22 protein-coding genes are annotated in these 23,174 nt (G+C 35.1%); 10 read left to right on the top strand and 12 right to left on the bottom strand.

Annotated elements, in window-relative coordinates:
- The first annotated feature begins 176 nt into the window (after positions 1–176).
- Both GCQ56_RS00670 and GCQ56_RS00675 read left to right on the top strand, forming a co-directional pair.
- Positions 177–1,088, top strand: coding sequence for a hypothetical protein (locus GCQ56_RS00670; RefSeq protein ID WP_193323681.1), 912 nt, complete (start codon positions 177–179; stop codon positions 1,086–1,088).
- Between the two features lie 40 nt (positions 1,089–1,128).
- Positions 1,129–2,148 carry a hypothetical protein gene (locus GCQ56_RS00675; RefSeq protein ID WP_152732468.1) on the top strand — a complete coding sequence of 340 codons (1,020 nt, stop codon included), beginning with the start codon at positions 1,129–1,131 and terminating at the stop codon, positions 2,146–2,148.
- An 8-nt stretch (positions 2,149–2,156) separates the two neighbouring features.
- Here GCQ56_RS00675 and GCQ56_RS00680 read toward each other — a convergent pair whose 3' ends face one another.
- Complete coding sequence (locus tag GCQ56_RS00680; protein ID WP_193323682.1) at positions 2,157–2,816, bottom strand: DNA-binding response regulator; 660 nt, start codon at positions 2,814–2,816, stop codon at positions 2,157–2,159.
- Between the two features lie 248 nt (positions 2,817–3,064).
- On the opposite strand from GCQ56_RS00680, the gene GCQ56_RS00685 reads away from it, so the two are divergent.
- On the top strand, positions 3,065–3,805 hold the full coding sequence (locus GCQ56_RS00685; RefSeq protein WP_152732470.1) for a LytTR family DNA-binding domain-containing protein: 741 nt from the start codon (positions 3,065–3,067) through the stop codon (positions 3,803–3,805).
- A gap of 244 nt (positions 3,806–4,049) precedes the next feature.
- On the opposite strand, the gene GCQ56_RS00690 is transcribed toward GCQ56_RS00685, so the two are convergent.
- From GCQ56_RS00690 to prmC, 4 genes are all read right to left on the bottom strand, one after another.
- A complete protein-coding gene (locus GCQ56_RS00690) occupies positions 4,050–4,646 on the bottom strand; it encodes a hypothetical protein (protein ID WP_152732471.1) in 597 nt (198 codons plus the stop codon).
- A 60-nt stretch (positions 4,647–4,706) separates the two neighbouring features.
- Positions 4,707–6,116 (bottom strand): LPP20 family lipoprotein, encoded by a 1,410-nt coding sequence (locus GCQ56_RS00695; protein ID WP_152732472.1) that lies wholly within the window; start codon positions 6,114–6,116, stop codon positions 4,707–4,709.
- An 83-nt stretch (positions 6,117–6,199) separates the two neighbouring features.
- Positions 6,200–6,691, bottom strand: coding sequence for a regulatory protein RecX (locus GCQ56_RS00700; RefSeq protein WP_152732473.1), 492 nt, complete (start codon positions 6,689–6,691; stop codon positions 6,200–6,202).
- Positions 6,692–7,555, bottom strand: a complete 864-nt coding sequence (gene prmC / locus GCQ56_RS00705; protein WP_152732474.1) for a peptide chain release factor N(5)-glutamine methyltransferase — start codon at positions 7,553–7,555, stop codon at positions 6,692–6,694.
- A 47-nt stretch (positions 7,556–7,602) separates the two neighbouring features.
- Between prmC and cls the strand changes: the two genes are divergently transcribed.
- A complete protein-coding gene (gene cls, locus GCQ56_RS00710) occupies positions 7,603–9,081 on the top strand; it encodes a cardiolipin synthase (RefSeq protein WP_227005958.1) in 1,479 nt (492 codons plus the stop codon).
- On the opposite strand, the gene GCQ56_RS00715 is transcribed toward cls, so the two are convergent.
- The 4 genes from GCQ56_RS00715 to GCQ56_RS00730 all read right to left on the bottom strand — a co-directional run bounded on the left by GCQ56_RS00715 (position 9,065) and on the right by GCQ56_RS00730 (position 12,452).
- Positions 9,065–9,898 (bottom strand): carboxypeptidase-like regulatory domain-containing protein, encoded by an 834-nt coding sequence (locus GCQ56_RS00715; protein WP_152732475.1) that lies wholly within the window; start codon positions 9,896–9,898, stop codon positions 9,065–9,067. The genes cls and GCQ56_RS00715 overlap by 17 nt on opposite strands.
- Positions 9,895–10,743, bottom strand: a complete 849-nt coding sequence (locus tag GCQ56_RS00720) for a carboxypeptidase-like regulatory domain-containing protein (RefSeq protein WP_152732476.1) — start codon at positions 10,741–10,743, stop codon at positions 9,895–9,897. The genes GCQ56_RS00715 and GCQ56_RS00720 overlap by 4 nt, the downstream gene beginning before the upstream one ends.
- 30 nt (positions 10,744–10,773) lie before the next feature.
- Positions 10,774–11,595 (bottom strand): carboxypeptidase-like regulatory domain-containing protein, encoded by an 822-nt coding sequence (locus tag GCQ56_RS00725; protein WP_152732477.1) that lies wholly within the window; start codon positions 11,593–11,595, stop codon positions 10,774–10,776.
- A 107-nt stretch (positions 11,596–11,702) separates the two neighbouring features.
- Positions 11,703–12,452 carry a uracil-DNA glycosylase gene (locus tag GCQ56_RS00730; RefSeq protein ID WP_152732478.1) on the bottom strand — a complete coding sequence of 250 codons (750 nt, stop codon included), beginning with the start codon at positions 12,450–12,452 and terminating at the stop codon, positions 11,703–11,705.
- 190 nt (positions 12,453–12,642) lie between these two features.
- Here GCQ56_RS00730 and GCQ56_RS00735 point away from each other — a divergent pair, with 190 nt between their 5' ends.
- Both GCQ56_RS00735 and GCQ56_RS00740 read left to right on the top strand, forming a co-directional pair.
- Positions 12,643–13,461, top strand: coding sequence for a 2,3,4,5-tetrahydropyridine-2,6-dicarboxylate N-succinyltransferase (locus GCQ56_RS00735; protein ID WP_152732479.1), 819 nt, complete (start codon positions 12,643–12,645; stop codon positions 13,459–13,461).
- Between the two features lie 136 nt (positions 13,462–13,597).
- Positions 13,598–14,161 (top strand): L-threonylcarbamoyladenylate synthase, encoded by a 564-nt coding sequence (locus GCQ56_RS00740; protein ID WP_152732480.1) that lies wholly within the window; start codon positions 13,598–13,600, stop codon positions 14,159–14,161.
- Positions 14,162–14,652: 491 nt separating this feature from the next.
- On the opposite strand, the gene GCQ56_RS00745 is transcribed toward GCQ56_RS00740, so the two are convergent.
- Positions 14,653–15,372 (bottom strand): head GIN domain-containing protein, encoded by a 720-nt coding sequence (locus GCQ56_RS00745; protein WP_152732481.1) that lies wholly within the window; start codon positions 15,370–15,372, stop codon positions 14,653–14,655.
- A 161-nt stretch (positions 15,373–15,533) separates the two neighbouring features.
- On the opposite strand from GCQ56_RS00745, the gene GCQ56_RS00750 reads away from it, so the two are divergent.
- Positions 15,534–15,956 carry a thioesterase family protein gene (locus GCQ56_RS00750; RefSeq protein ID WP_152732482.1) on the top strand — a complete coding sequence of 141 codons (423 nt, stop codon included), beginning with the start codon at positions 15,534–15,536 and terminating at the stop codon, positions 15,954–15,956.
- Between the two features lie 61 nt (positions 15,957–16,017).
- Here the strand turns inward: GCQ56_RS00750 and rimM are convergent, their stop codons facing one another.
- Positions 16,018–16,554, bottom strand: a complete 537-nt coding sequence (gene rimM / locus GCQ56_RS00755; protein WP_152732483.1) for a ribosome maturation factor RimM — start codon at positions 16,552–16,554, stop codon at positions 16,018–16,020.
- A 10-nt stretch (positions 16,555–16,564) separates the two neighbouring features.
- Positions 16,565–17,095 (bottom strand): 30S ribosomal protein S16, encoded by a 531-nt coding sequence (locus GCQ56_RS00760; protein WP_152732484.1) that lies wholly within the window; start codon positions 17,093–17,095, stop codon positions 16,565–16,567.
- A 315-nt stretch (positions 17,096–17,410) separates the two neighbouring features.
- Between GCQ56_RS00760 and dnaE the strand changes: the two genes are divergently transcribed.
- From dnaE to GCQ56_RS00775, 3 genes are all read left to right on the top strand, one after another.
- Positions 17,411–21,787: a DNA polymerase III subunit alpha gene (dnaE, locus tag GCQ56_RS00765; RefSeq protein ID WP_152732485.1), complete on the top strand. Its 4,377-nt coding sequence runs from the start codon at positions 17,411–17,413 to the stop codon at positions 21,785–21,787.
- 51 nt (positions 21,788–21,838) lie between these two features.
- A complete protein-coding gene (gene trxA / locus GCQ56_RS00770; RefSeq protein WP_152732486.1) occupies positions 21,839–22,156 on the top strand; it encodes a thioredoxin in 318 nt (105 codons plus the stop codon).
- A 78-nt stretch (positions 22,157–22,234) separates the two neighbouring features.
- Positions 22,235–23,155 carry a DUF58 domain-containing protein gene (locus GCQ56_RS00775; protein WP_299993082.1) on the top strand — a complete coding sequence of 307 codons (921 nt, stop codon included), beginning with the start codon at positions 22,235–22,237 and terminating at the stop codon, positions 23,153–23,155.
- The last annotated feature ends 19 nt before the right edge of the window (positions 23,156–23,174 follow it).

Raw genomic sequence — 23,174 nt, forward strand, 5'->3', positions numbered from 1 at the left:
TTTTTGTATCATGAATAAGGCAATTATTTTTTCACTCTGAAAAATAAATAAATGAGTCTGTTACTTTGATTGCAATGCTGGGTAAATAGCCTATTATCTTAAACAATTGTAAGGTATTTCATTTTATTTTTGATTTGGTAAGTTTAGATCAAACAGCTAATAAAATGAATATTCCGATGAAACAAATCCTGCTATTTTTCTCTGTTTTTTTAACATCCTTAACTCTTCTTGGTCAAATAAAAAAAGTTGCCATGCTCGAACCTATTGCTCAAACCGAAGGGGTAACGGTAATGGTTAAAGGAATGGTTCGAGGAGAACTTACTAAATCGATTAGTAAAGAACCTGGTTTTAATGCCTTTACTCGCACCGATATCGATAAAATGATGAAAGAGCTGAAGTTTCAAGATTCAGGTATGGTTAATGACGAACAGAGAATTAAATTGGGTCAACTTTCAGGAGCTGATTATGTGTGTGTATCGAAAGTGACAAAAGATGGAAATGCCTATTATTTGGAAGCATTTTTAGTGCATTTGGAAAGTGGAAGAATAGACAATCCTGCCTCAGCTTTTGTTGAAGGTGGTTATGCATCTGTAAATAAAGCCTGTCAGAAAATTGCCGGTGAAATGGTAGGGAAAAAGGTGGATGTGCAAATACCAATTGTTGAAAAGAAAATAGATGCGAAATATCAAAAAGAAGCTAGCTCTAAAATGACAGTCTCTACCAAACAACCATTTGAAATCTATAATGTGTCGGTGAACTTTAAAAACCATAAAATAATGGTAATTGATAAAGATTTTACCAAAGGAATGACAAAAGGTGAGGCTGTAAAAGCATGTAAGAATTTAAATTATGGTGGATATAACGATTGGCGATTACCTACCCAACAGGAGATAATTGTGCTTCATCAGCACAGGCTTGAATTAACAGGATTAAATCATAAACAATACTGGTATACTGAAAGAGGTAGAATTGGGAGTTTAAATTTTAAAAGTTTTGCTTCTAGATATGAATCATCCCGAAAGAATGCCTGGTGGAAAGGTTATGATGATACAAGATTGGGAGTTAGATGTGTAAGAACTGTAAATTAAGTTTATGATGAAGTGTGTTAAGTTGTTAATATTGATTTTTATGGGACAATTAACTTATGCTCAATCGACAGATTGGATGACAGAAGATTACCGTAGGTTAAATTTCCCGAATAATAATTACCTAACAGCATTTGTTAGTGGTGAAAAGAATCAGGATGAAGAATTATCTGATGCGATTGCTCGAATTAAAGAATTAGCCAAAGAAGAAATCTCTTCTAATATCTTAACTACGATAAAAAGCAGTTCTGAATTAAATTTAGTAAGTAGAGTAGATGAAGGAGCAGAAAAGATTAACCAATCGTATTCTACAAGTATTAAATCATCAAGCTTTACAAAAATTAATGGAATTCATGTAGATACTCATGTACAAAAAGGGAAAAAGAGAAAACAGCTGATTTATGCTTTTGCGTATGTTAGAAAAGAAGATTTGATAAGCTATTATAAAAAGGATATTAAGAAAAAAATGAGTGAGCTTGAATCTTTTATTAATACAGCGGATCAACACATTAAAAATCTTGAAAATAGTAAAGCAAAGGAAAAATTTTTAGCTGCAAGAAGAATGTATAATGAAATTGATTTTGATTACGAAATTTTGATGGCACTTGATGGTGAACTACTAAGTTTAGGGATTAGTGTAGATGATATTATTAAAGTGAAAGAAGAAGTTGAAAAGGGTTTACACGCTATTAAATCTGGACCGAGCTTTTATTTACAAATACAATCTGAAATTTTTAATACGAAAACTTCCGTTCTTGCGAACAAATTAAAGGCAGAGTTGGCAGAAAGTAAATATTCTTATACTAGACTAATTGCTAATGCAGATTGGTTAATAAGAATTAATGCCAAGGCTCGAAAGCACAACAATAATTATGGTACATACATTAGCTATGTGGATGCTACGGTTTGTTTTGAGAAAACATTTAATAAAGAAGAAGTATATCAGAATACAATAAAACAAAAGGGCGTTAGTATGAATAATTTTAAAGATGCATCGGAATTGGCTTACGAAGATCTTGCTAAAAAAATCAAGGACTTAATGATTGAATTTTGTACAGATTAAAAGTACCATTAGTCATTCATTGTCCTATTCCAAAAATGCTTTAAACCATCCTTACTTTTCACATTTAACTTACGGTAAATATTGGAGAGGTGCTTTTTCATGGTGTTTAGTCGAATACCTAATTTGTTTGCCAATAAATCGTTACTACTGGTATTTTCTTCGGAGATTAACTGAAGCGCTTTTTTCTCTGTTTTGGTTAGCGACTTTAGTTTTTCGTAATCGGTACTGTAGTATTTGCTTTCCTGTTCTTCAATTGCTTTTTTGAACTTTAGATAAGAGCTGGATTCATAAAAAACATCATCAGGCTGATCTAGCACTGCATCAACAGTCTCAAGCATTTCCTTTTCGCTGGCATCTTTGTTTAGATACGAATTAAAACCTGCTTCGCGAATGTCTTTAAGAACCTGGTTAATTTTATGGCTGGTGTAAGCAATGCATTTTATATTGCTCTTTTTCTGTTTCACTTCTTTTACAAAGGAGATCCCATCTTCCTGATTGTTGTATTCCAAATCAACAATCATAAATTCCACATCTCGATTTTGAATAAAAGGCATTGCTTTCGACGGAGAACTGAATCCTTCCACACGAGCTTCGGGAAACATTTCTTTTAAAAGTTTCTCACTGGCTGTTCTCAATAAAGTGTGATCTTCTACGACTAATATATTCATTTTAGAAAATAATGGTATTAAGCTAGTGGGGTAATCGAAAATAGAAATTAATAGTGGAATATTCATTTACTAGTTAATTTATTTTATGAATAGCATGATTCTGGGTTTTAATCATTGAATTGCTTGTTTGGAGAGTTCAAAATTGGCTTTTGATAATTTGCTAGCCAGGATTTGTACTACTTCGGGTTATTTTAAAGATCATCAGGAATGGTGAATTTCGCAGGTATAAACCTTTAAAACTATCTGCTATGTCAAACTATTTAATCGTCGACACCGACAAAAAAGCCAGTAATGACCTTAAATTAAAATTAAGAGAGGTGGAATCTAAGTGTGGTATATATCAGGCTTATACTATAGAGGAGGCACTTTTGCTTTATGTCTTACACAAGCCTCAAGTAATTTTTTTAGAAGTGAAATTAAAGAATGATAATGGCTTTGAATTGATACATCAATTGCTGGAATTAGGGGAACATCCGAAGTTTGCTTTTGTAACTAAGAGTAAAGACTTTACGATTAAAGCCATTCGATCATCAGCTGTAGATTATTTACTGAAACCTGTAAACAAGGAAGATCTGCAATTTTGTTTGAACAGAGTTCAGTGTTTAGAAGATGAGGAGTTGGAGAAGCAAAAAATGTCGGAATTATTCTTGAAATTGAGAATTAACAAAAGAGTAAGAATAAATACCCGAGTGGGTTTTGAAGTAATTAAACCTGAAGAAATTTTATATTGTAAGGCGGATCGAAACTATACCGATATCAAGTTGGTGAGTGGATCTTGTTTAACCACTTCGAACACACTAAGCAGTGTGATTCAACAATTGCCAACAGAATTGTTCTTTAGAATCGGTCGATCGGCTACGATTAATCTGGATTATTTAAAATCGGTAAATCGCAAAGAAAAGCAGTGTTTGTTGTGTTGTGATAATGAAATTTACAAATTGCCAATGTCACCGAATCGTGTTCATCAATTATCAGAAGTATTGCGGTAAGTTATGAAGATATTGAAGGATTTATTTGACTTGCTAAACGATAGGGGATTTTCCATTTATTGTAATAGTTGTCGAGAGGCAATAGATAAAGTGGAAATTATTCCGTATCAAAAAGAATTGGTTTGCAAATATGGCGGGCATCGGAATAGTATAGCGATTGATCGGGATGGGAATATTATTCGGATATAAAAAAACAGCGCATGAAGAATTTCTCCATGCGCCGTTTATAGATGTGTATAATTTCTTAAAAACCTCTTTGCTGAGTCTGTAATTTTTGCATTTCCTCTTCAAAAGTCTTCTTGAATTTTTCGTAATCGTAATCAACTTTTAATTTATCATCTTGCGATAATTTTTGGTTGATAGCTTCTTCCAAATCTTTAGCGCTCATTTCAATAGCGATATAAGTTTTGTATTTGTTTTGAGCAGTTCTGGTTTGCTTTTCGCAAATTACCTTAATGTTGTTTAACTGCTGGTTGATTACCTCGCGTGTTAGGCCTTCAAAACGCTCTTCAACCTGCTCAACATTGTTCAATTCAGTTGAATTTACATAGTTGTCGATAGTTCCCTGAACAGTTGATTGAATTAAAGTAGCCAACTCAGCACGAGCGTTGGTTCCAGCTTTTTTCTTCGAAACCATTTGGTCTAAACTCTCGCCAATAGCTGAAGCTCTAAAGTTGTTTTTGTCACTCTGGTAATCAGAACCAGTGCAATACACTTCGATTAATTCTTCGCCTTGTGCTTTTGTCGATACCGCTTTTTCTGCTGAACCGCATGAGCTTAATCCTGCAGCTAATAATACTCCTAATCCTAGGAATAACGATTGTAGTTTTCTTGTTTTCATGTGTGTTGAATTTTTGTTGTAATGGCAAATTAACAAATGCTCATTACTAATTATTCATTTTTATAAGTCTAACTGATTTAATTTTGGAATAATGGTATTGTGAATTTCGTCAACCGCCTCCTCGTAAGCTTCTTTTACCGCATAGTCGTAGCTGATTGGTTTCATTCCCTTTACTTCATATATCGCATCATTAAATATTTCCATACCAGTTTTCACATCGGTAAGAGAGAAGAAGCAATCCAGGTAAACAATGAATACCTTGTAATTTCTCCCTTCCTTCACTTCACCTTTGGTCACATTGGTATTGATATCCAAAATTACCTTGGCTTTCTCTTTATCATTGGTAAAAGAGAAGAAATTTTCTGATAATTCCTTTTTCAGATTGTTCTTTAAAATCTCACGTTGAGAATCTTTCCCAAAAATTTTCTCTTTAAAATTCATGTAAGCTTTTAATCGCTCAACATTAATAATGATTTTGCTTTTTGGTGCCAATTCAGGAGTAAAGAATAGTTTATGTAGCTTGTAATTATCTTCATTTTCATTTAGAATGGAACTCATATCCAGGCTCACCTCAATTTCCTGCAGTTTCATTCTAGAGGTAACTTTCGAAAGTTTAGAAGCTGCATAACCAAACTGATCGGTGGTAACCTTGTTATTTAAAACGCCATCACCTTTCGTGAAAGCAAGCTGAATAGGTAAGCTAGGAATCAATTTTTCCTCGCTATCACCCAGCCATTCCGCTTTAATTAAGATTGGCTCTTTTTGCGAAGTAGATATTTCCAGTTTAATCTGCTTTCTGTCCGGAGTCAGTTGAGTGCGCTTAAAAATATTCTGAATGGAATTGTAAATGCCTGTTCCCAGGTTGATTCTACCATCAAATGTCATTACCGATAAATCTTCATCTAAATGTTTCTCAATAGCATCAAGTGCCTTAGCATAGTAGCTTAACGCCTGAAATAAATCCAGATTTTTTTCACTTTGTTTTGCTTGTTCAAAATAGTTTTGGGCAACTTTCTTCGCCTTATTTAATTTCAAGCGTTTCTGTAATTCGTATTGAGCTTTCGATAATCGATAATACACCCAATATTCATTTCCTCTTTTGTTATCCCATGAACCAACAATTTCGTATCCCTCAATTTCCTGCGCAAGATTGGTTTGTATGTTCGATTGAAACTCCTCTTTAAATTGAGTCTCATCTTCGAATTGCTGTAAAACTGAATTGGCTGAAATGGATATGGAAATTTCAGAGCACAAATCGTGCAATGCCTGACTTTTTGCTAGCTGAATGTAATTGGTTTGTGAAACATCTTTTTTAACAACAGCAATTCCAACAAAATAATCCGGAGTAATTGGTCTTTCCTTCACCCATTTTGGAGGTCTTCTTTTTGCCATACTGCTTTGAGCCGAACAGCTCACAAGAAGTAAAATTATAAGAGAATAATTAAATAGTGTGCGTAGAGTTTTTATCATTAGAATAGGTTTTGTGAGATCTAAAATCAATTTTAAAGATAATGATTCGTTAACAATAAGCTTGCCAAAGTTGAATTAATATTTTATTTCAAATCTGAAAGGAGTTGATCGATAAGCTTAAGTGAGATTTGTGATTCGAAACCCCGACCTTGTGCAAATCGGAACAGCTTTGATTTTAACTGGTAGGGATCATCATCCTTTAATCCCTTTAATTTCGCATGTAAGAGCTCTTGTAAATTTTCACGATAATCATTCTCATTTATCTGTTTCAATGCTTCATCAATCAGCCGTTCAGGTATTTGTTTCTGCTTTAAATGATAGGATATTTTTACTTTTCCCCATTTGTTAAAACGGAATTTATCGCGAACGTAAAATGTAGTAAATCGTTCTTCGTTTATAAATTTATCTTCGATCAACGATTGAATGATTTCATCCTGTTCATCGCGGGGCAAGTTCCAATCTTTTAATTTTTTTCGAATATCACTACAGCATTTTTCCATTCGGCTGCAAATAAACTGAACCTTCGATAAAGCTTCACTGGCACTAACAGTTTTCGGTGTGTTCTTCTTGTACATTTAGGCTGTTTTTATAGCAGACATCATACGATTTTTGCCGTTAATATCTTTATGAAGCGATATGTTGGTAAAGCCTTTTTCTTTGAGAAGCTCTTTCATCTCATTGCCTAAACTTTCGTTGATTTCGAAATACAATTTGCCTCCCTTTTTCAGATGAGAAATTGCTAATTCTGAAATGGTTCTGTAGAAAATTAAGGGATCATGATCACTCACAAAAAGTGCCGTGTGAGGTTCGTATTTTAATACATTTTTCTCCATTTTCTCCTTTTCAGCTTCGGTAACATAGGGTGGATTGCTTACGATTATATCATACTTTTCCCAATTAAAATCCATCCACTTTAAAATGTCCCGATTGTAAAATGAAATTTCAACATCATTTAATTTTGCGTTCTCTTTAGCTGTTTCAATTGCTTTTTCGGAAATATCAGCGGTACTAATTTTGGCTTGATTTAAATTTTTCGCCAAACAAATAGGAATGCATCCACTACCTGTTCCAATATCTAAAATAGTAAGGTTTGTTGATTTATTTTCATTGATAATGGCATGCACTAACTCCTCAGTTTCAGGTCTGGGAATTAGAGTGTGTTCATTTACTTTAAACTTTAATTCATAAAAATCGGCTTCACCTAATACATATTGAATGGGTTTGTTGGTTTTTAATTCTTCAACAAAATTTTTGACCTGTTCTAGTGTATTTTGTTCAAGTGTTTCAGTTTTACTAAACTGAATCTGCATTCGAGAATAATCCAAAACATGTTCCAGTAATATGTACGAAATACTCTCCGTTTCGCGTGAACTATAAATCGTATTAAGTTCGTTTTTTATGTAATTTATTGTAGATTGTATGCTGTATAGTTGACTCATGTTATTCTATATTTAATGCAAAGATACAAATCTTCTATTCTCATAAAATGACAATGTTATTATCGTTTGATTGGTCACAATTTTGGGTGCACTTTTTTGAGGTGTTGGGTGTCCTGTATATTATATCGATTATTGCCACAGTAATTATTGTAATCCTTGAGAATCGAAGTCCTTTAAAAACGATTTCCTGGACTTTGGTTTTAATATTTCTTCCTGTATTCGGTTTTATTTTTTATTTGGTTTTCGGGCAAAGTTTTCGGAAAAGAAAGATGTTCGGCTTAAAAGAATATGGCGATATTAAATGGCTTCAGGTTATGAGTCATGATCAGAAACTGCGCTTGGAGAAGAGTCGATTCTTAAAAGATGAGCGGATACATGAGAAGAAGAATATCATGACTCTGCTTTTGAACAATTCAAAAGCACTGCTAACCGGATATAATAAGGTAAAAATTCTAAATGATGGTAAGGAAACATTTTCGTCAATTTTTAAAGCACTAAAACGAGCAAAAGACCACATCCACTTGGAATATTACATTATAGAAGATGGTGAATTGGCTTCGGAATTACTCGATATTCTGGTTGCAAAAGCAAGAGAAGGGGTGGAGGTTCGTGTTATTTACGATGATGTAGGCAGTTGGAAATTGAGTAAAGAATACGTTAGAGCGTTGGAAGATGCAGGAATTAAAGTACAGGCTTTTTTACCCGTTCGATTTCCCATTTTAACAAGTCGGGTGAACTATCGAAATCATCGTAAGATAATTGTGATTGATGGGAAAACTGCTTTTGTTGGTGGTCTGAATTTTGCGGATAGGTATTTGAATGGATTACCTGAAATTGGCATTTGGCGCGATACTCACCTAAAAGTTCGAGGCGAAGCAGCATCAAGTCTTCAAATTGTCTTTTTAATCGATTGGTATTTTGTTCGTCAGGAAGTTTTAATGAATGAGAAGTATTTGCCTTATAAAAAAGCCAAAGAGAAATGTTTGTTGCAAATTACTGCTTCGGGTGCAGATTCCGACTGGGCAAGCATTATGCAGGCTTATTTTTCGGCCATTACATCTGCCAAGCAAAATGTATATATTTCTTCACCTTATTTTATGCCGAATGGTAGCATTTTAATGGCTCTAAAAACTTCTGCTATGAGTGGAGTAGATGTGCGAGTCTTGATTCCTAAAAAGTCGGATTCTTTTATGACCTATTGGGGCACGCTATCTTATATTGAAGAGTTGTTAGAAGCTGGAGTTCGAATTTATTTTTATAATGCCGGATTCAATCATAGTAAGATCATGACGGTTGATGGTATCATGTCTACTGTTGGAACAGCAAATATGGATGTGCGCAGTTTCGAGCAAAATTTTGAAGTAAACGCTTTGGTTTACGATGAAAAAGTAACGCTTGAATTGCGAGATCGTTTTTTACAGGATTTGGAGCAGAGTACAGAAATTAACCTGGAACAGTGGACAAGTAGAAATAAAATTCAAAAGTTAAAAGAATCTATAGCACGATTGTTTACTCCTCTTTTGTAGTGTATTCTTTATACAAATCAAGAATTTGTTTCATTACATCGTAATCTGTCGAATTTTCAGTAACATGAATCTTTTTACCACAAAAGCCCATAAAATCTAACAATTCATCTCCTTCTAATCCTGTAGCATCAGCTACAATTTGGGCATTGTATTTTTTGCTGATTTTATTGTTTTTCCCTTCCTCTTTAATTCGTTTTGAGAGTTTTCTTTTATTTTTTTCGGACTTACTCAGTTTTCCAAATAGGAAATCGGTAGGTGCAAAAATCGCTTGAACGACTCCTAATTTTTCATTTTTAGGTCGATATTGAGCAGGTACAGGATTGGGTTTTCTTGTGTTGTATGGTTTCAGTTGTTTTTTTATGTCTGTATTAATTGGATTTTTTTCTTTCACTTCAGCATTCAAAAAATCATCTTTAAATTCATCCCAGCTTCCTAGAGCATATATATCTACATCATCAAGTAAATAGGAAATATCTTCCATTTTAATAGAAAAAAATGGGGGGAATTCAGGATTGAAAATGAAGGGAACAGCCCATTCTTTAGTTTGATAGCCAAGAGCACTTATTACCAATGTATCTGCTTGTTGAATTTGCAGATGAAAAACACCTAAACTGTCGCATATAGTTCCCATTCGTGTTCGTTTAATACTAATGGTCGCTCTTGATATGACTTCCAGATTCTTAGCTTGAAGAACCTGTCCTGAAATACTAATATTTTTATTCTCTTGTGATTTGGCAGTGAAACAAAAGAAGAAAAACAAAAATAAGCAGGAGGTAAATACACTAATTTTTCGATATTTTTTAATTGTTAATTTCAAGGTCGTATGTGATTGGTTAAGGTTTTAGCAGATTCTAAATTTACACTTTGTTGTTCTAATATTTCTGGATTTGATTTAAATTCTTTGTAAAGTTCCAATATCCTGGATTGAATTTTAAACTCGCTATCTTTAAAAGTAAAATTAGTTTTGCTATTGATAAAAATGCAGAGTTGATTTAAACGATCACCATTTTCCTGAGTCAATTCCTGAATTATATTATTGTTGAATTTTTCATTTAAAATTTGCCGATGCAATTCCTTTTCATGATCTGTATAGATGATTTCAGGTTCTTTTTTTCTTTCAAAAAGCTTGGCTCCATAGTATATTAAACCTCCAATAATATTACCAGCCTTCTCTGATTCTAATTTATCGTTTATATCTTTTAATTCTTCCTCAGAGAGAAAACAAGCTTTGCCCATATTGACCTCCACGGGAACTTCTGCTTTTATAAACTCTTCTTTAAATTCACTCCAATTTCTCCAGTTAAGAATTGCTACTTCATCTAACATGTAAGAAACCGTTTCTAGTTTTAATGTAAAAAATGACTGTTCAGGAGTGTAATGATCTGATATTGCCCATTTTTTTGGTTTGTAGCCCAAAGCGCTAATGTTTAATGTATCCGATTGTTGAACCTGAAGGTGAAATATTCCCAGGCTATCACAGATATTTCCTCTTCTGGATCTTTGAATTGTTACAGTAGCTAAGGAAATGGGTTGGTTGTTTTTGATATTTATTACTCGTCCTGAAATGGTAAATGTTGAATCTTGTTTTTGTTTGTTAGCAAAAGAGCTTGTGGTAACAATACATAATGTGAATATAGATATAAGTTTTTGGGCAAAGTTCATTTAGTTTTTGGGTAGAGTGGGTTGTGTGGTTTAAGGTCTCAGGTGATTCGGAATATTGCCTAAAGAATCGGTATAGGTAAAATCGTAATCCCAGCTTGGGTTTTCTTGCTGAAATTTATTATACAGTTGCTCTATTCGATTCACAATATATATGTCGCGAGTTTGGTAAGTGAAATTGGTTTGCGAATTAATGAATTTCATTAACAAATCCAGTCTTTCTCCAGACTCACGGGTTATTTCAGCTACAATTTGTTTATTGTATTTATTGGCTAAGAGTTGTTCGTGAAGATCATCTAAAGGATTTGGTAATTTCCCTTTGGCTCTTTTTTTTCCTGATCCAAACATTCCGAAACTAAGACCAAAACCACCATGGTTAAGTGTTTTTGCTTTGGCTTGTTCAAGATTTAATTTTCCAAAATCAAAGGATTCAGCAATATTCTTTTCCTGAGGAATTTCCTGTTTTGTAAATTGTTCTTTAAAATCATTCCAGGAACCTAAAGAATATACATCTACCTCGCGAAGCATATAGGTCTCTCTCTCCAAAAATATTTCCTGAAATACTTCATTTTCGGCACTTGGTTCGGCAACGGCAACAATTTGTTCTTTGTAACCTATTGCTGAAATTTTTAATTTTTGTTCCGGATTTATGCGCAATCTAAAATAGCCTAAACTATCGCAAATAATTCCCCAATAGGTATCATCCAGGTTAATATTGGCAAAAGAAATCCCTTCTAAAGTTTCAGGGTTAATTACTTTTCCGGAGACGATAAAACTCTTGTCAGATTCATCTTGTGAAAATCCAATAGAATGAAATGTAACAAGTAGTATGAGAGTTATTATTGCTGCTTTCAAATCGTTTATGTTTCAAGTGAAACCTAAAGATAGTAAGGCAATATCTCTAACAGATAGATTTTTACATTGTTTAACACTCTTTAACCGAAATTAAGCGGATACAGCGATTATTGTTGAATACCTAGCCAATTAACAAGTTGCATTGTTTCGAAGAAAGGATTTGTTTTGCCAAATAGGATATCATTTTCTCTTTGGTAGCACATCATTGGGTGAGCCGTCTCTATTTTATGGTTAACCTTAATATTCTCAACAATTTTCTGAGCATTATTGCCCCATAAAAACCAAATTGCATTCGGGTTGTTATCTGCTAAAAAGTTTAACACTCGCTGTGTGAATGGAGCCCATAGTTTAGTGTGTGAGTTTGGCTTTCCAATTTCGCAAGTTAAGGCAGTATTTAGCAACAGAACATTCTCTTTTTCCCACCAATATTTAAAAAGTTGATTGGGAGGTAATATAGAAAAATCGTTATCCATTGGCAATCGATCACCTTCATTCAATCTCCCTTGGATCTCTGAATATTTCAAAGTTTCACCAGTTTGAGCTTTGTAAATGCTTCGTAAAATGTTTTTCAACGATACATTTCTAAATTTATCGTGCCACGAATTTAAACCATTAACCTCAAATGAACGCCCGGTTGCAACTCCTTCTTGTGGATAAGGATCTTGTCCTAAAATAACAACTGGAATTTTATCTACATCCATTTCTAAAAAACGAAGAACTAATGCGATATTAGGAGTTGAAGCTTTTATATCAATAGCTTCTTCAATTTTTTTAATCAATGCTACTACTTCATCAGTAAGAAAAGAATTCCAGGACTCATGAATATTGATGTTGGAAAGGAATCTTGAGTTTTGCATTTTGAGGTGATTTATTGTTTGTTCAAAAGTAATACGGATTCATTATTGTTGCAACCATTTCTTTAGTATCGTATGATTAATAAGAAATATACTTGCAACTTTTTGACTATTCGACTTTTCTACTTTTTGACTTTCCTACATTTTAACTAGTTTTGTTGTCATTAACCAAAATACCATAAGGAATACAACTATGTACGAGAATCTTAAGCAAAGTATCGAAGCTGCATGGGAAGATAGATCATTATTGACATCTTCTGATGTGCAGAAAAATATAGAAGAAGTTATTGAACTTCTTGATAAAGGAATTTTAAGAACAGCAGAGCCTGTAGAAGGTGGCTGGCAAGTGAACGAGTGGGTAAAAAAGGCTGTAATTCTTTATTTCCCGATTCGTAAAATGGAAACCATTGAGGTGGGTCCATTCGAATTCCACGATAAAATAGCATTGAAAACCAACTATGCCGAGTTAGGAGTTCGTGTTGTTCCTCATGCAGTATCCCGTTATGGTGCTTTTATAGCTAAAGATGTTGTAATGATGCCATCTTACGTTAATATTGGAGCCTATGTCGATCAGGGAACCATGGTTGATACCTGGGCTACAGTTGGATCTTGTGCGCAAATTGGTAAACATGTTCACTTGAGTGGAGGTGTTGGTATTGGTGGCGTTTTAGAGCCAATTCAGGCAGCTCCGGTAATTATCGAAGACAATTGTTTCATCGGTTCTCGTTGTATTGTTGTGGAAGGTGTTCATTTGGAAAAAGAAGTTGTTTTGGGGGCAAATGTTGTCTTAACAGGATCTACAAAAATTATAGATGTAACAGGTGAAGAACCTGTTGAATATTCAGGTTTTGTTCCAGCACGTTCAGTTGTGATTCCTGGTACTAGAGCCAAGAAATTTCCAGCAGGAGAGTATCAAGTTCCTTGTGCGTTAATTATTGGTAAACGTAAACCATCAACCGACTTAAAAACTTCATTGAACGATGCACTGCGCGAATACAATGTAGCTGTTTAGATCAATTTATAACTATTAATTAACAATGAGTAATTAAAAAATGTTGATTACTCATTGATTTTTATTGAGAGTTAAATAGAATCGTGTAGATGAATGGTAATATCCTCATTTGCACATTCACTCATTCATTAAAGCTATGCACAACGACATAAACAAAGCACTAGAGGTTTTAAAAGCAGGAGGTGTTATCCTTTATCCAACCGATACCATTTGGGGAATTGGTTGCGATGCAACGAATGCCGAAGCTGTTAAAAGAGTGTATGAAATAAAGAACCGCGAAGATTCAAAAGCCATGTTGGTTTTAATGGAGAATCCGAACCGATTAAATTCCTATGTTGATGAGGTTCCCGAAATTGCCTGGGATTTAATTGATGCCAACGACAAACCAATGACTCTGATTTATCCTGGAGCAAAGAATCTGGCGCCAAATTTGATTAATTCAGATGGAACCATTGGCATTCGTATCTCGAATGAAGAGTTTACTCAGAATCTGATCCAAAGATTTAAAAGACCAATTGTATCAACTTCAGCTAATATAAGCGGAGATCCATCGCCAGCTAATTTTCTTGAAATTAACGAAAAATTAAAAGAATTGGTTGATTATGTGGTGGAATACCGTCAGGATGATATGGAGAAGGCGAGTGCTTCAAGTATCATTAAAATTGGGGTAGGAGGAGAAATTCAAATCCTTCGAAAGTAATCAGCTTGTTTAACGCATAATTTTCCTATCCTGAGAGGGATTTATGCTTTTTTTTAGGGAAACGTCCTTGTTCAAATAGAACTGATTCTTGATGCGAAGGGAATCTTGCCTGTTTTAGAGGGGATCTTCCCTATTTTTATTACAATTATCCTTATTTAATATACAACCTTCCTCTGGAAAGAGAGAATGTTCTTGTACAAAGAAGGACGTATCCATGTTTTTATTGAATCATTCTTACTCAAAAAAGCAAGGTTCTAATTCGGGAAGGAAAGCTTGATAATAAAACTGGCAATCTTGTCTATCCAAGAAGGAATCTTCTTTTAGTGGAAAGGAATTTTCCATCATGAAGAGTAAGAATTGATTACTGCAGTAGCATGAGTGTATAGTGAGGTGGAAAGCTAGAAGTTCTTGTTAGGAGTTATTGCTACGAAAAAGGAAAGATGTTACCGGAATAGGCGGATATTGCTTCCGGTAACATTATAAGTTATTATTTATTCACCAATCGATTTAATAGATCCCGATCCTGCAGATTTTGAATTTACATGATCTGGTTTTCCTCTGTAATAAATGTCACCACTACCGGCTACGCGAGCATCAATACTTTCCGAAGCATATACTTTGCAATCGCCTGATCCGGAAACACGAATGCTAACGTCTTTAGCTTCGAAATAAGCAGCTTCAACATCACCAGAACCACTAATGTGAATATCTAAATCATTATTGCATTCACCTTTAAGTCGGATATCACCTGACCCGGAAATATGGCACTCCACATTTTCAGCCATTAATTTTTCGATAATTATATTGCCACTTCCACTAATAGAATAATCAACACTACCGGATTTGATAGGAGTTTTAGCAATAATATTTCCAGAACCCGAAATTCTTAAATCTTCAACATTTGGTGTAGAAATGTAAACTTCTACTTTTTTAAAGGAATCTTTCCATCCCCAGGACTTGTTCTTTTTGCGTTTAATCTTTAGTGTCGATCCTTCAACTTCGGTGATTATTTTCTCTAAATCACCGGTATATCCTTTAATTACAACTGAGGTTTTGTCATTTTGTTTCACATATACTTTAGCTGCAATCGATAGGCTGATAGATTCAAAAGAATCTACTTTTCGGTCTTCAGTTTCCTGAGCAAAAGCGAGAGTACTGCTCAATACAAGAGCAAATACTGCAATAATAGACGTTAATCGTTTTGTGTTCATATTGAAAGGTTTTTAGGTTAAAATTCAACGTACTATAAAAGGACGAATAAGTCTTCCAAAAGTTGCACCTCTATGTTAGTTTTTTAATGAGTTATTGATAAAATTGTTTTTTCAAATTCGAAACTCAAAATTTGTACATACATTCGCATAAAATTTTTGCAATGGAATTCAATCACAAAAAGAAGATACAGATACGATTTGGGGATATCGATTTAATGGGACACGCCAATAATGGAGTTCAATTGAGTTACCTGGATTTGGCAAGAATGGATTATTTCCAGCAAGTTTACGGACAAGTTATTGATTGGAATGATTCCGCCTTAATTGTTGCACATCTGGAAATCGATTATATCTCATCCATCACCTTAAGCGATAAAATTGAAGTGCATACTAAAATCCATCGAATTGGAACCAAAAGTGTTGGGCTATACCAAAATATTGTTGATACAGTAAGTGGAGAAATTAAAACCAAAACAAGCCAGGTAATGGTTGGTTACAGTCAGAAATTAGGCGAAAGTATTCCTGTGCCTGAGACTTTAAAAATTAGAATTCGGGAATTTGAGAATGAAGTAGTGGGAGAGTAATGAAAAGTAAACAGTTATTAGTGAACTGATTTAATCATTAAACCTTAAGTGTTAAAAACGATTAAAGGTATAAATCAAGTAAGCCATCAGGAGTATCCATGGTGATGGTTTTATTTTCTTCATCAAGGTCGATGAAGTTTTCGTCCGCAAAAGGGATCAGTACTTCTTCATTTTTAATTGAAATGACAAGAATAATATTACCGGCATAATCCTGAATATCTTCGATTTCTCCCAGTTCACCTTTCTCTTCATCTACATAGGTAAAACCGATTAGAACGTTAGGATCAAGATCTTCTGCTTCTTCAATATAATCTGGAACACTCTTAGTGGGAATGTAAATGTCGCAACCAATAAATCGTTTGGCTTTGGCTTCGGTGTCCATATCCTCCAATAAAATTTTTACACTGGAGTGATTTCGGGAGGTAATCCCTTTTTTAGGAATGAAAAAAGGAACCAATCCTCCGTCGATATCGACCAGGATTGATTCCAATTTATTTCTTTCAAGAAGATCGCCATTTTTCTTAGCAACCAATTCACCTTTTACTCCGTGAGTTTTTGTAAACGATCCGGCTAAGTAACAATCTTCTATTCTAAGCATGCAATCTAAATTAAGCTTCAGTTTCTTCAGATCCTTCTTCGCTTGCAGCACCAGCTTCTTCAGCTTTAGCAGCAGCTTCAGCGTCAGCAGCTTTCTTAGCGATAGCTTCTGCTCTGTCTGAGCTAATCTTAGTTTCTGCTTCTAAACGAGCTTTAGCTTCATCAGCCGCAGCTTGAGAAAGACCTTCTTTCTTAGCGTTGATTTTAGCCTCTTTTTCTTGTTTCCAAGCTTGGTATTTTTCTTCAGCAGCAGCTTCGTCAAAAGCACCTTTTTTAACACCATCTAACAAGTGTTTTTTCATCATAACACCTTCGTATGATAAAATAGCTCTTGCAGTGTCGGTAGGCTGAGCACCATTACCAAGCCATGTTAAGGCTTTGTCAAAATTTAGGTCAATTGTAGCAGGATTGGTGTTTGGATTGTAAGATCCAATACGCTCAATGTACTTACCATCACGTGGTGCTCTGCTATCTGCTACCACGATGTGGTAGAATGCACGTCTTTTACGACCGTGTCTTGCTAGTCTAATTTTTACTGGCATAACTCTTTTAAAATAAGATTAATAAATTTGCCTACTTTATAGTTGTGGCATACATACCACGATTTATAAGCGCGACAAAGATACAATTTTATTTTTGATTAAAAATGCCTTGCGAAAGAATATTTTATTCGCTAGAAATCACATATCTAGAGTGGTTGAATGCAGGGATTTAACGATATTAAAAAGATGTTGATAACTTTAAAAAATTGCACTCTCTTATTTGTTATTTACTCTGATTGAATCTTTTTTTAATTCCTTATCTTCGCAGACCGCCTTTTATTGTAAGGCGTAAATTACAAAAAATCTGATACTGAGATGTTTTTAATATTTGATACCGAAACTACAGGATTACCTAAGAAATGGAAAGCACCGCTAAGCGATTTTAACAATTGGCCGCGCATGGTTCAATTGGCTTGGCAATGTCATGATATGAAAGGTAATTTTCTTTTTGCAAAAAATCATGTGATTACACCTGATGGCTATACCATTCCTGATGATGTAGTGGCGGTGCATGGTATCTCAACAGAAATAGCGCAGGAGAAGGGAATTCCGCTTAAGGATGCCTTACTTGATTTTATGGAGGATGTTAGGAAATCAAAATTCATCATCGGACATAATGTTTCCTTCGACATAAATATAGTTGGCTGTGAGCTTTTGCGAAACGAGATGAATGAACAGGAACTCGTGAATGCAGCTTCTCTTGATACCATGATTGGTAGTAAAGAGTTTTGTGATTTAAAGCGCAGAGGGCAACTTAAAAACCCAACACTTACCGAATTGCACACAAAACTGTTTGGTGTTCCTTTTGCTGAAGCTCATAATGCTGCAGCTGACGTAGAGGCAACCACACGCTGTTTTTTAGAATTGATTAGGGTTGATGGATTAAGATCGGAACATCTAATAATGATGCCTGATCAGTTGAAAGCGTTTAAACTCAATAATCCGGATGTTATTGATCTGGTAGGTATCGAGTATGAATCGTTTAAAGTAAATACCACTTTTGATGATATTTCTATTGAAAAGGAGGAGCGAAAAAGGAAAGAAGCGGCGAAAAATGCCATAGTTCAAGATTTTGTTCATCTGCATGTTCATTCGCAATACTCCATACTTGATGGAGCTGCAAAAACAGCTCATATAGCCGCCAAAGCTAAAGAAGATGGAATGACTGCTGTTGCAATTACCGATCATGGTAGCATGTTTGGGGTAAAAGAATTTCATGTTGCTTGTGGAAAAGCAGGCGTAAAACCAATTATTGGTGTGGAAGCCTATGTTGCAAGACGTGGACATTTAACCAAAGAAAATAAAGGCGACGGATCGGGTTATCACATTATATTACTGGCTAAAAACTATAAAGGATACCAGAACCTCTTAAGGTTAACTTCTGTTGCCCACACCGATGGTATGTATTACAAGCCTCGTATAGATAAAGATTTGCTTGAAGAATACAATGAAGGTCTTATTGTAAGTAGTGCTTGTCTTGGTGGTGAAGTATCACAGCACATCATGGGCGGTAATATTGCTAAAGCAAGAGAAACCATTCTTTGGTTCAAGGAAGTGTTTGGGGAAGATTATTACCTTGAAATTATGCGCCACCCGAATAATGATCCTCGTTTAAAGGCTGATGTTTGGGAAAAACAGGTTAGAGTGAATAAAATTATTCGTGAATTGGCCGCAGAATTGGGAGTAAAGGTTATTGCTACAAACGATTCACACTTTATAAACCCAGAAGATGCCGAAGCACACGATGTTCTTGTTTGCTTAAATACAGGACGTGATTACGATGATCCTACTCGTATGCGTTATACCAAGCAGGAATGGTTTAAAACCAAGCAGGAGATGAGTGAGCTCTTTGCTGATGTGCCAGATGCCTTAGCCAATACAGTAGAAATTGCTGATAAGGTGGAAGCTTTTGAACTGGATGCCAATCCTATTATGCCTCCATTTGATATACCGGAAGAGTTCGGTACCGTGGAAGGTTACAGAGAGAAATTCGATGAAGCAGCACTTATTGAAGAATTTGAAGAAGAGCGTTATGAAAAAATTGGTGGATATGATAAAGTATTGCCCATTAAACTTGAGGCTGATTATCTGAAACACCTTGCTTTTGAAGGTGCAAAAAAGCGCTATGGCGAGAATCTTGAGGAACATGTTGTTGAGCGTTTAAATTTTGAGCTCGACACAATTAAAACAATGGGTTTCCCCGGATATTTCTTGATTACGCAGGATTTTATTAACTGGGCAAAAGATCATGGTGTAATTGTAGGTCCAGGTCGTGGTTCGGCTGCCGGTTCAGTGGTGGCATATAGTATTTCTATTACCGATGTAGACCCAATTAGATACGATTTGCTGTTCGAGCGTTTTCTGAATCCTGATCGTATCTCGATGCCCGATGTGGATATTGACTTTGATGATGATGGACGACAGCAGGTACTGGATTATGTGACAAGAAAATATGGACAAGATAAAGTAGCTCATATTTGCACCTTTGGTACAATGGCTACAAAAAGTTCCATTAAGGATGTTGCACGTGTATTGCGTTTGGATCTTTCGGAAGCCATTCGCTTAACCAAATTGGTGCCTGAAGCGCCAAAGATGAGTTTCAAGAAGGCTTACGAAGAAGAGCCAGCTCTACTTGAAGAAAAGGACTCTCCAAATCCGTTAATTGCACAAACCATTAAATTTGCTGAATCTCTGGAAGGATCGGTAAGACAAACAGGTGTGCATGCTTGTGGAGTTCTAATTGGGAAAAATCCATTAGTCGAGCATTTACCGGTTATGCCTACAAAAGGAGAGGAACTGTTAACTACCCAATATGATGGTCGTTTTGTGGAAGATATCGGCCTGTTGAAGATGGATTTCCTTGGGTTAAAAACATTATCCATCATTAAAGAGGTATTAGCAAATGTAAAGCTTTCAAGAGATATCGATATTGATATTAACAATGTTGATCTTGAAAATGAAAAAACTTTTCAATTGTTTAGTCGCGGAGAAACAACTGCTATTTTCCAGTTTGAGTCGCCAGGAATGAAAAAACATCTTAGAGCATTGAAACCAAACCGTTTTGAAGATTTGGTAGCCATGAATGCTCTGTACCGTCCAGGACCAATGGAATACATTCCTTCCTTTATCCGACGGAAGAATGGAGAAGAGGAGATTGCTTACGATCACCCAATAATGGAGGATTATCTTAAGGATACCTACGGAATTACAGTGTATCAGGAGCAGGTGATGCTCCAGTCGAGAGCATTGGGACAATTTACTCGTGGTATGTCCGATTCTTTGCGTAAGGCAATGGGTAAAAAGATTATTGCCATGATGGATAAACTTAAGGTGGAGTTTATCAATGGCTGTCACGATAACCCAAAATTTATGGAGGGTGTTAGTGGCGATAATGCTAAAGCAGATAAGCTGATTGAAAAAATTTGGTCGGACTGGGAGGCATTTGCCAAGTACGCCTTTAATAAATCTCATTCGGTATGTTACGCTTATATTGCTTATCAAACAGGTTTTCTTAAAGCTCATTATCCAGCTGAATTTATGGCGGCTGTTCTAAGTCGTAATTTATCGGATATCACGAAAGTGACTATTTTTATGGATGAGTGCAAGCGAATGGGCTTGCCGGTACTTGGACCGGATGTAAATGAATCCTATTCAACATTTACCGTAAATAAGGAAGGAGCAATTCGTTTTGGAATGGCTGGTGTTAAGGGAGTTGGAGAGCAGGCTGTTAATGATATTATTGAAGAACGAAAGAATGGTCCTTTTACAAGTATTTTTGATTTTATTGAGCGTGTAAACTTAAGATCGGTTAACAAGAGAACTCTTGAAAACCTTGCTATGTCGGGTGGATTTGATAGTTTTGGATTGAAGCGTAGCCAATATTTTCAACCCGATGAACTGGACGTTACCTTTATGGAATATCTGGTTAAATATGGTAACAAACTTCAAGCTGAGAAAAACAATTCGCAGCAAACCTTGTTTGGAGGTGTGGAAGATTATGTAGTTACGCCACCAAAAATTCCAGAGTGTGCAGAATGGAATAAGCTGGAACGCTTGAATAAGGAGAAAGAGTTAATTGGAATTTACCTCTCAGCTCATCCACTTGATGATTACAAATTGGAAATTGATTCCTTCTGTAATGCTACCTTATCGGAATTGTCGGCAGATATGGCTAACTTTAAGGATAAGGATGTAAATATTGCAGGAATGGTAACTGCCATTCGTAGGGGAACAACAAAAAATGGGAATCCTTTTGCAATTGTTAATATTGAAGATTTTACAGATTCGTATGAATTGGCTTTCTTTGCTAAAGATTTCGTAGAATATAGTAATTATTTCATAGAAGGATTATCCGTTTTTATAAATGGTAGAGTTCAAACTCGATCTTGGCCCAGAGATTCCACCGAATTGGAATTTAAGGTGAAAGGTTTTACCTTGTTAACAGAGATAATTGAGAAAAGAGTGAAGGAAGTTACGATTGAGATTTCCTTACAAAATCTGACTCAAGAATTGGTTACCGAAATGGTTGCCTGCATGGAAGAAAGTAAAGGGAATTTAAAGGTGAATTTTGTAATTTCTGATGACAAAAACATGAAAGTTAAAATGTTCTCGCGAACTTGTAAAGTTGAGTTGAGGAGTGAATTGATCGAATATTTTAAAAATAATTCGGAAATTAATTTCAAAATTAACTAAATTGCACTAGTTAAAAATAACATACATATAAAACGCTAAAAATAGATTACCATGACAATTGAAGTAAACGATTCTAATTTCGAAGAAGTTGTATTGAAATCAGATAAGCCAGTATTGGTTGACTTCTGGGCAGAATGGTGTGGTCCTTGTAGAATGGTTGGCCCAATTGTGGACGAACTTTCACAAGATTACGACGGTAAAGTTGTAGTAACCAAATTGGATGTGGATAGCAGTCCTGCAACTTCCGCTAAATTTGGAATCCGAAACATTCCTACTGTTCTTTTCTTTAAGGGCGGAGAAGTTGTTGATAAACAAGTTGGAGCAGTTCCAAAATCAAGCTTAGCTGAAAAAATTGACGCTCTATTGTAAGAGAGTATTCAAAATATTCAGGGCATAGAACGTTGTTTCTATGCCCTTTTTTTATCTTTAAAAAATAAAACTTCAAGTGTGAAACAACTATCTGATTTTATACAATTCGAAGAGTTTGATAATTTGGAAATTCTTGCCAAGCAGATTGTCGAGGGGTTTTTAATTGGGTTGCATCGTAGTCCTTATCATGGTTTTTCAGTTGAATTTGCTGAACATCGTTTGTACAATAAAGGAGAATCGACCAAGCACATCGATTGGAAGCTGTATGCTCGAAGCGATAAAATGTTTGTGAAGCAATTCGAGGAAGAAACCAATCTTAGAGCTCATATCGTATTGGACACTTCTTCATCAATGTTATTTCCTTACAATAAGAAAAGCCAATCGAAATTGAGCTATTCGGTGCTTTGTAGTGCTGCTCTTGTTCATTTACTTCGAAAGCAAAGAGATGCAGTTGGTTTGTGCACTTTTTCAGATCAAATAAATATTATGACTCCTGCAAAATTGTCCATGACTCATGCTCAATCTTTGTATGCTCATTTGAATAAAATTTATCATGCCGAGGGAATCGATACCAATCGTGAAACCAGAATTTCGGATACTTTGCATCAGTTGGCAGAGAGCTTGCACAAAAGATCATTGGTGATTGTTTTTTCAGATTTTACAGGAACAGAAACTCCCAAAGAATTGTTGGAAGCCCTACAGCATCTTAGATTTAATAAACATGAAGTGCTTTTGTTTTCGGTTAGAGATGCTGAATTGGAGTCAGATTTCAATTTTGAGAATCGTCCAACTCATTTTATTGATTTGGAAACAGGTGAAAATCTGAAATTAAATCCACATGAAATTCGTGATTTATATCAGAAAGAGCAGAAGCATTTCTTTGACGAGTTGAAATTACTTTGCGGGCAATTTTCTATAGATTTTATTGAGGCTGATATCCGAAGAGAATTTAATACAGTTCTGCAAGCCTATCTTTTAAAGAGAAAGAAATTGATGTAGAATTAATAGGGTAATAATT

The sequence above is a fragment of the Marinifilum sp. N1E240 genome, assembly GCF_009295825.1.
Taxonomy (GTDB): domain Bacteria; phylum Bacteroidota; class Bacteroidia; order Bacteroidales; family Marinifilaceae; genus Marinifilum_A; species Marinifilum_A sediminis.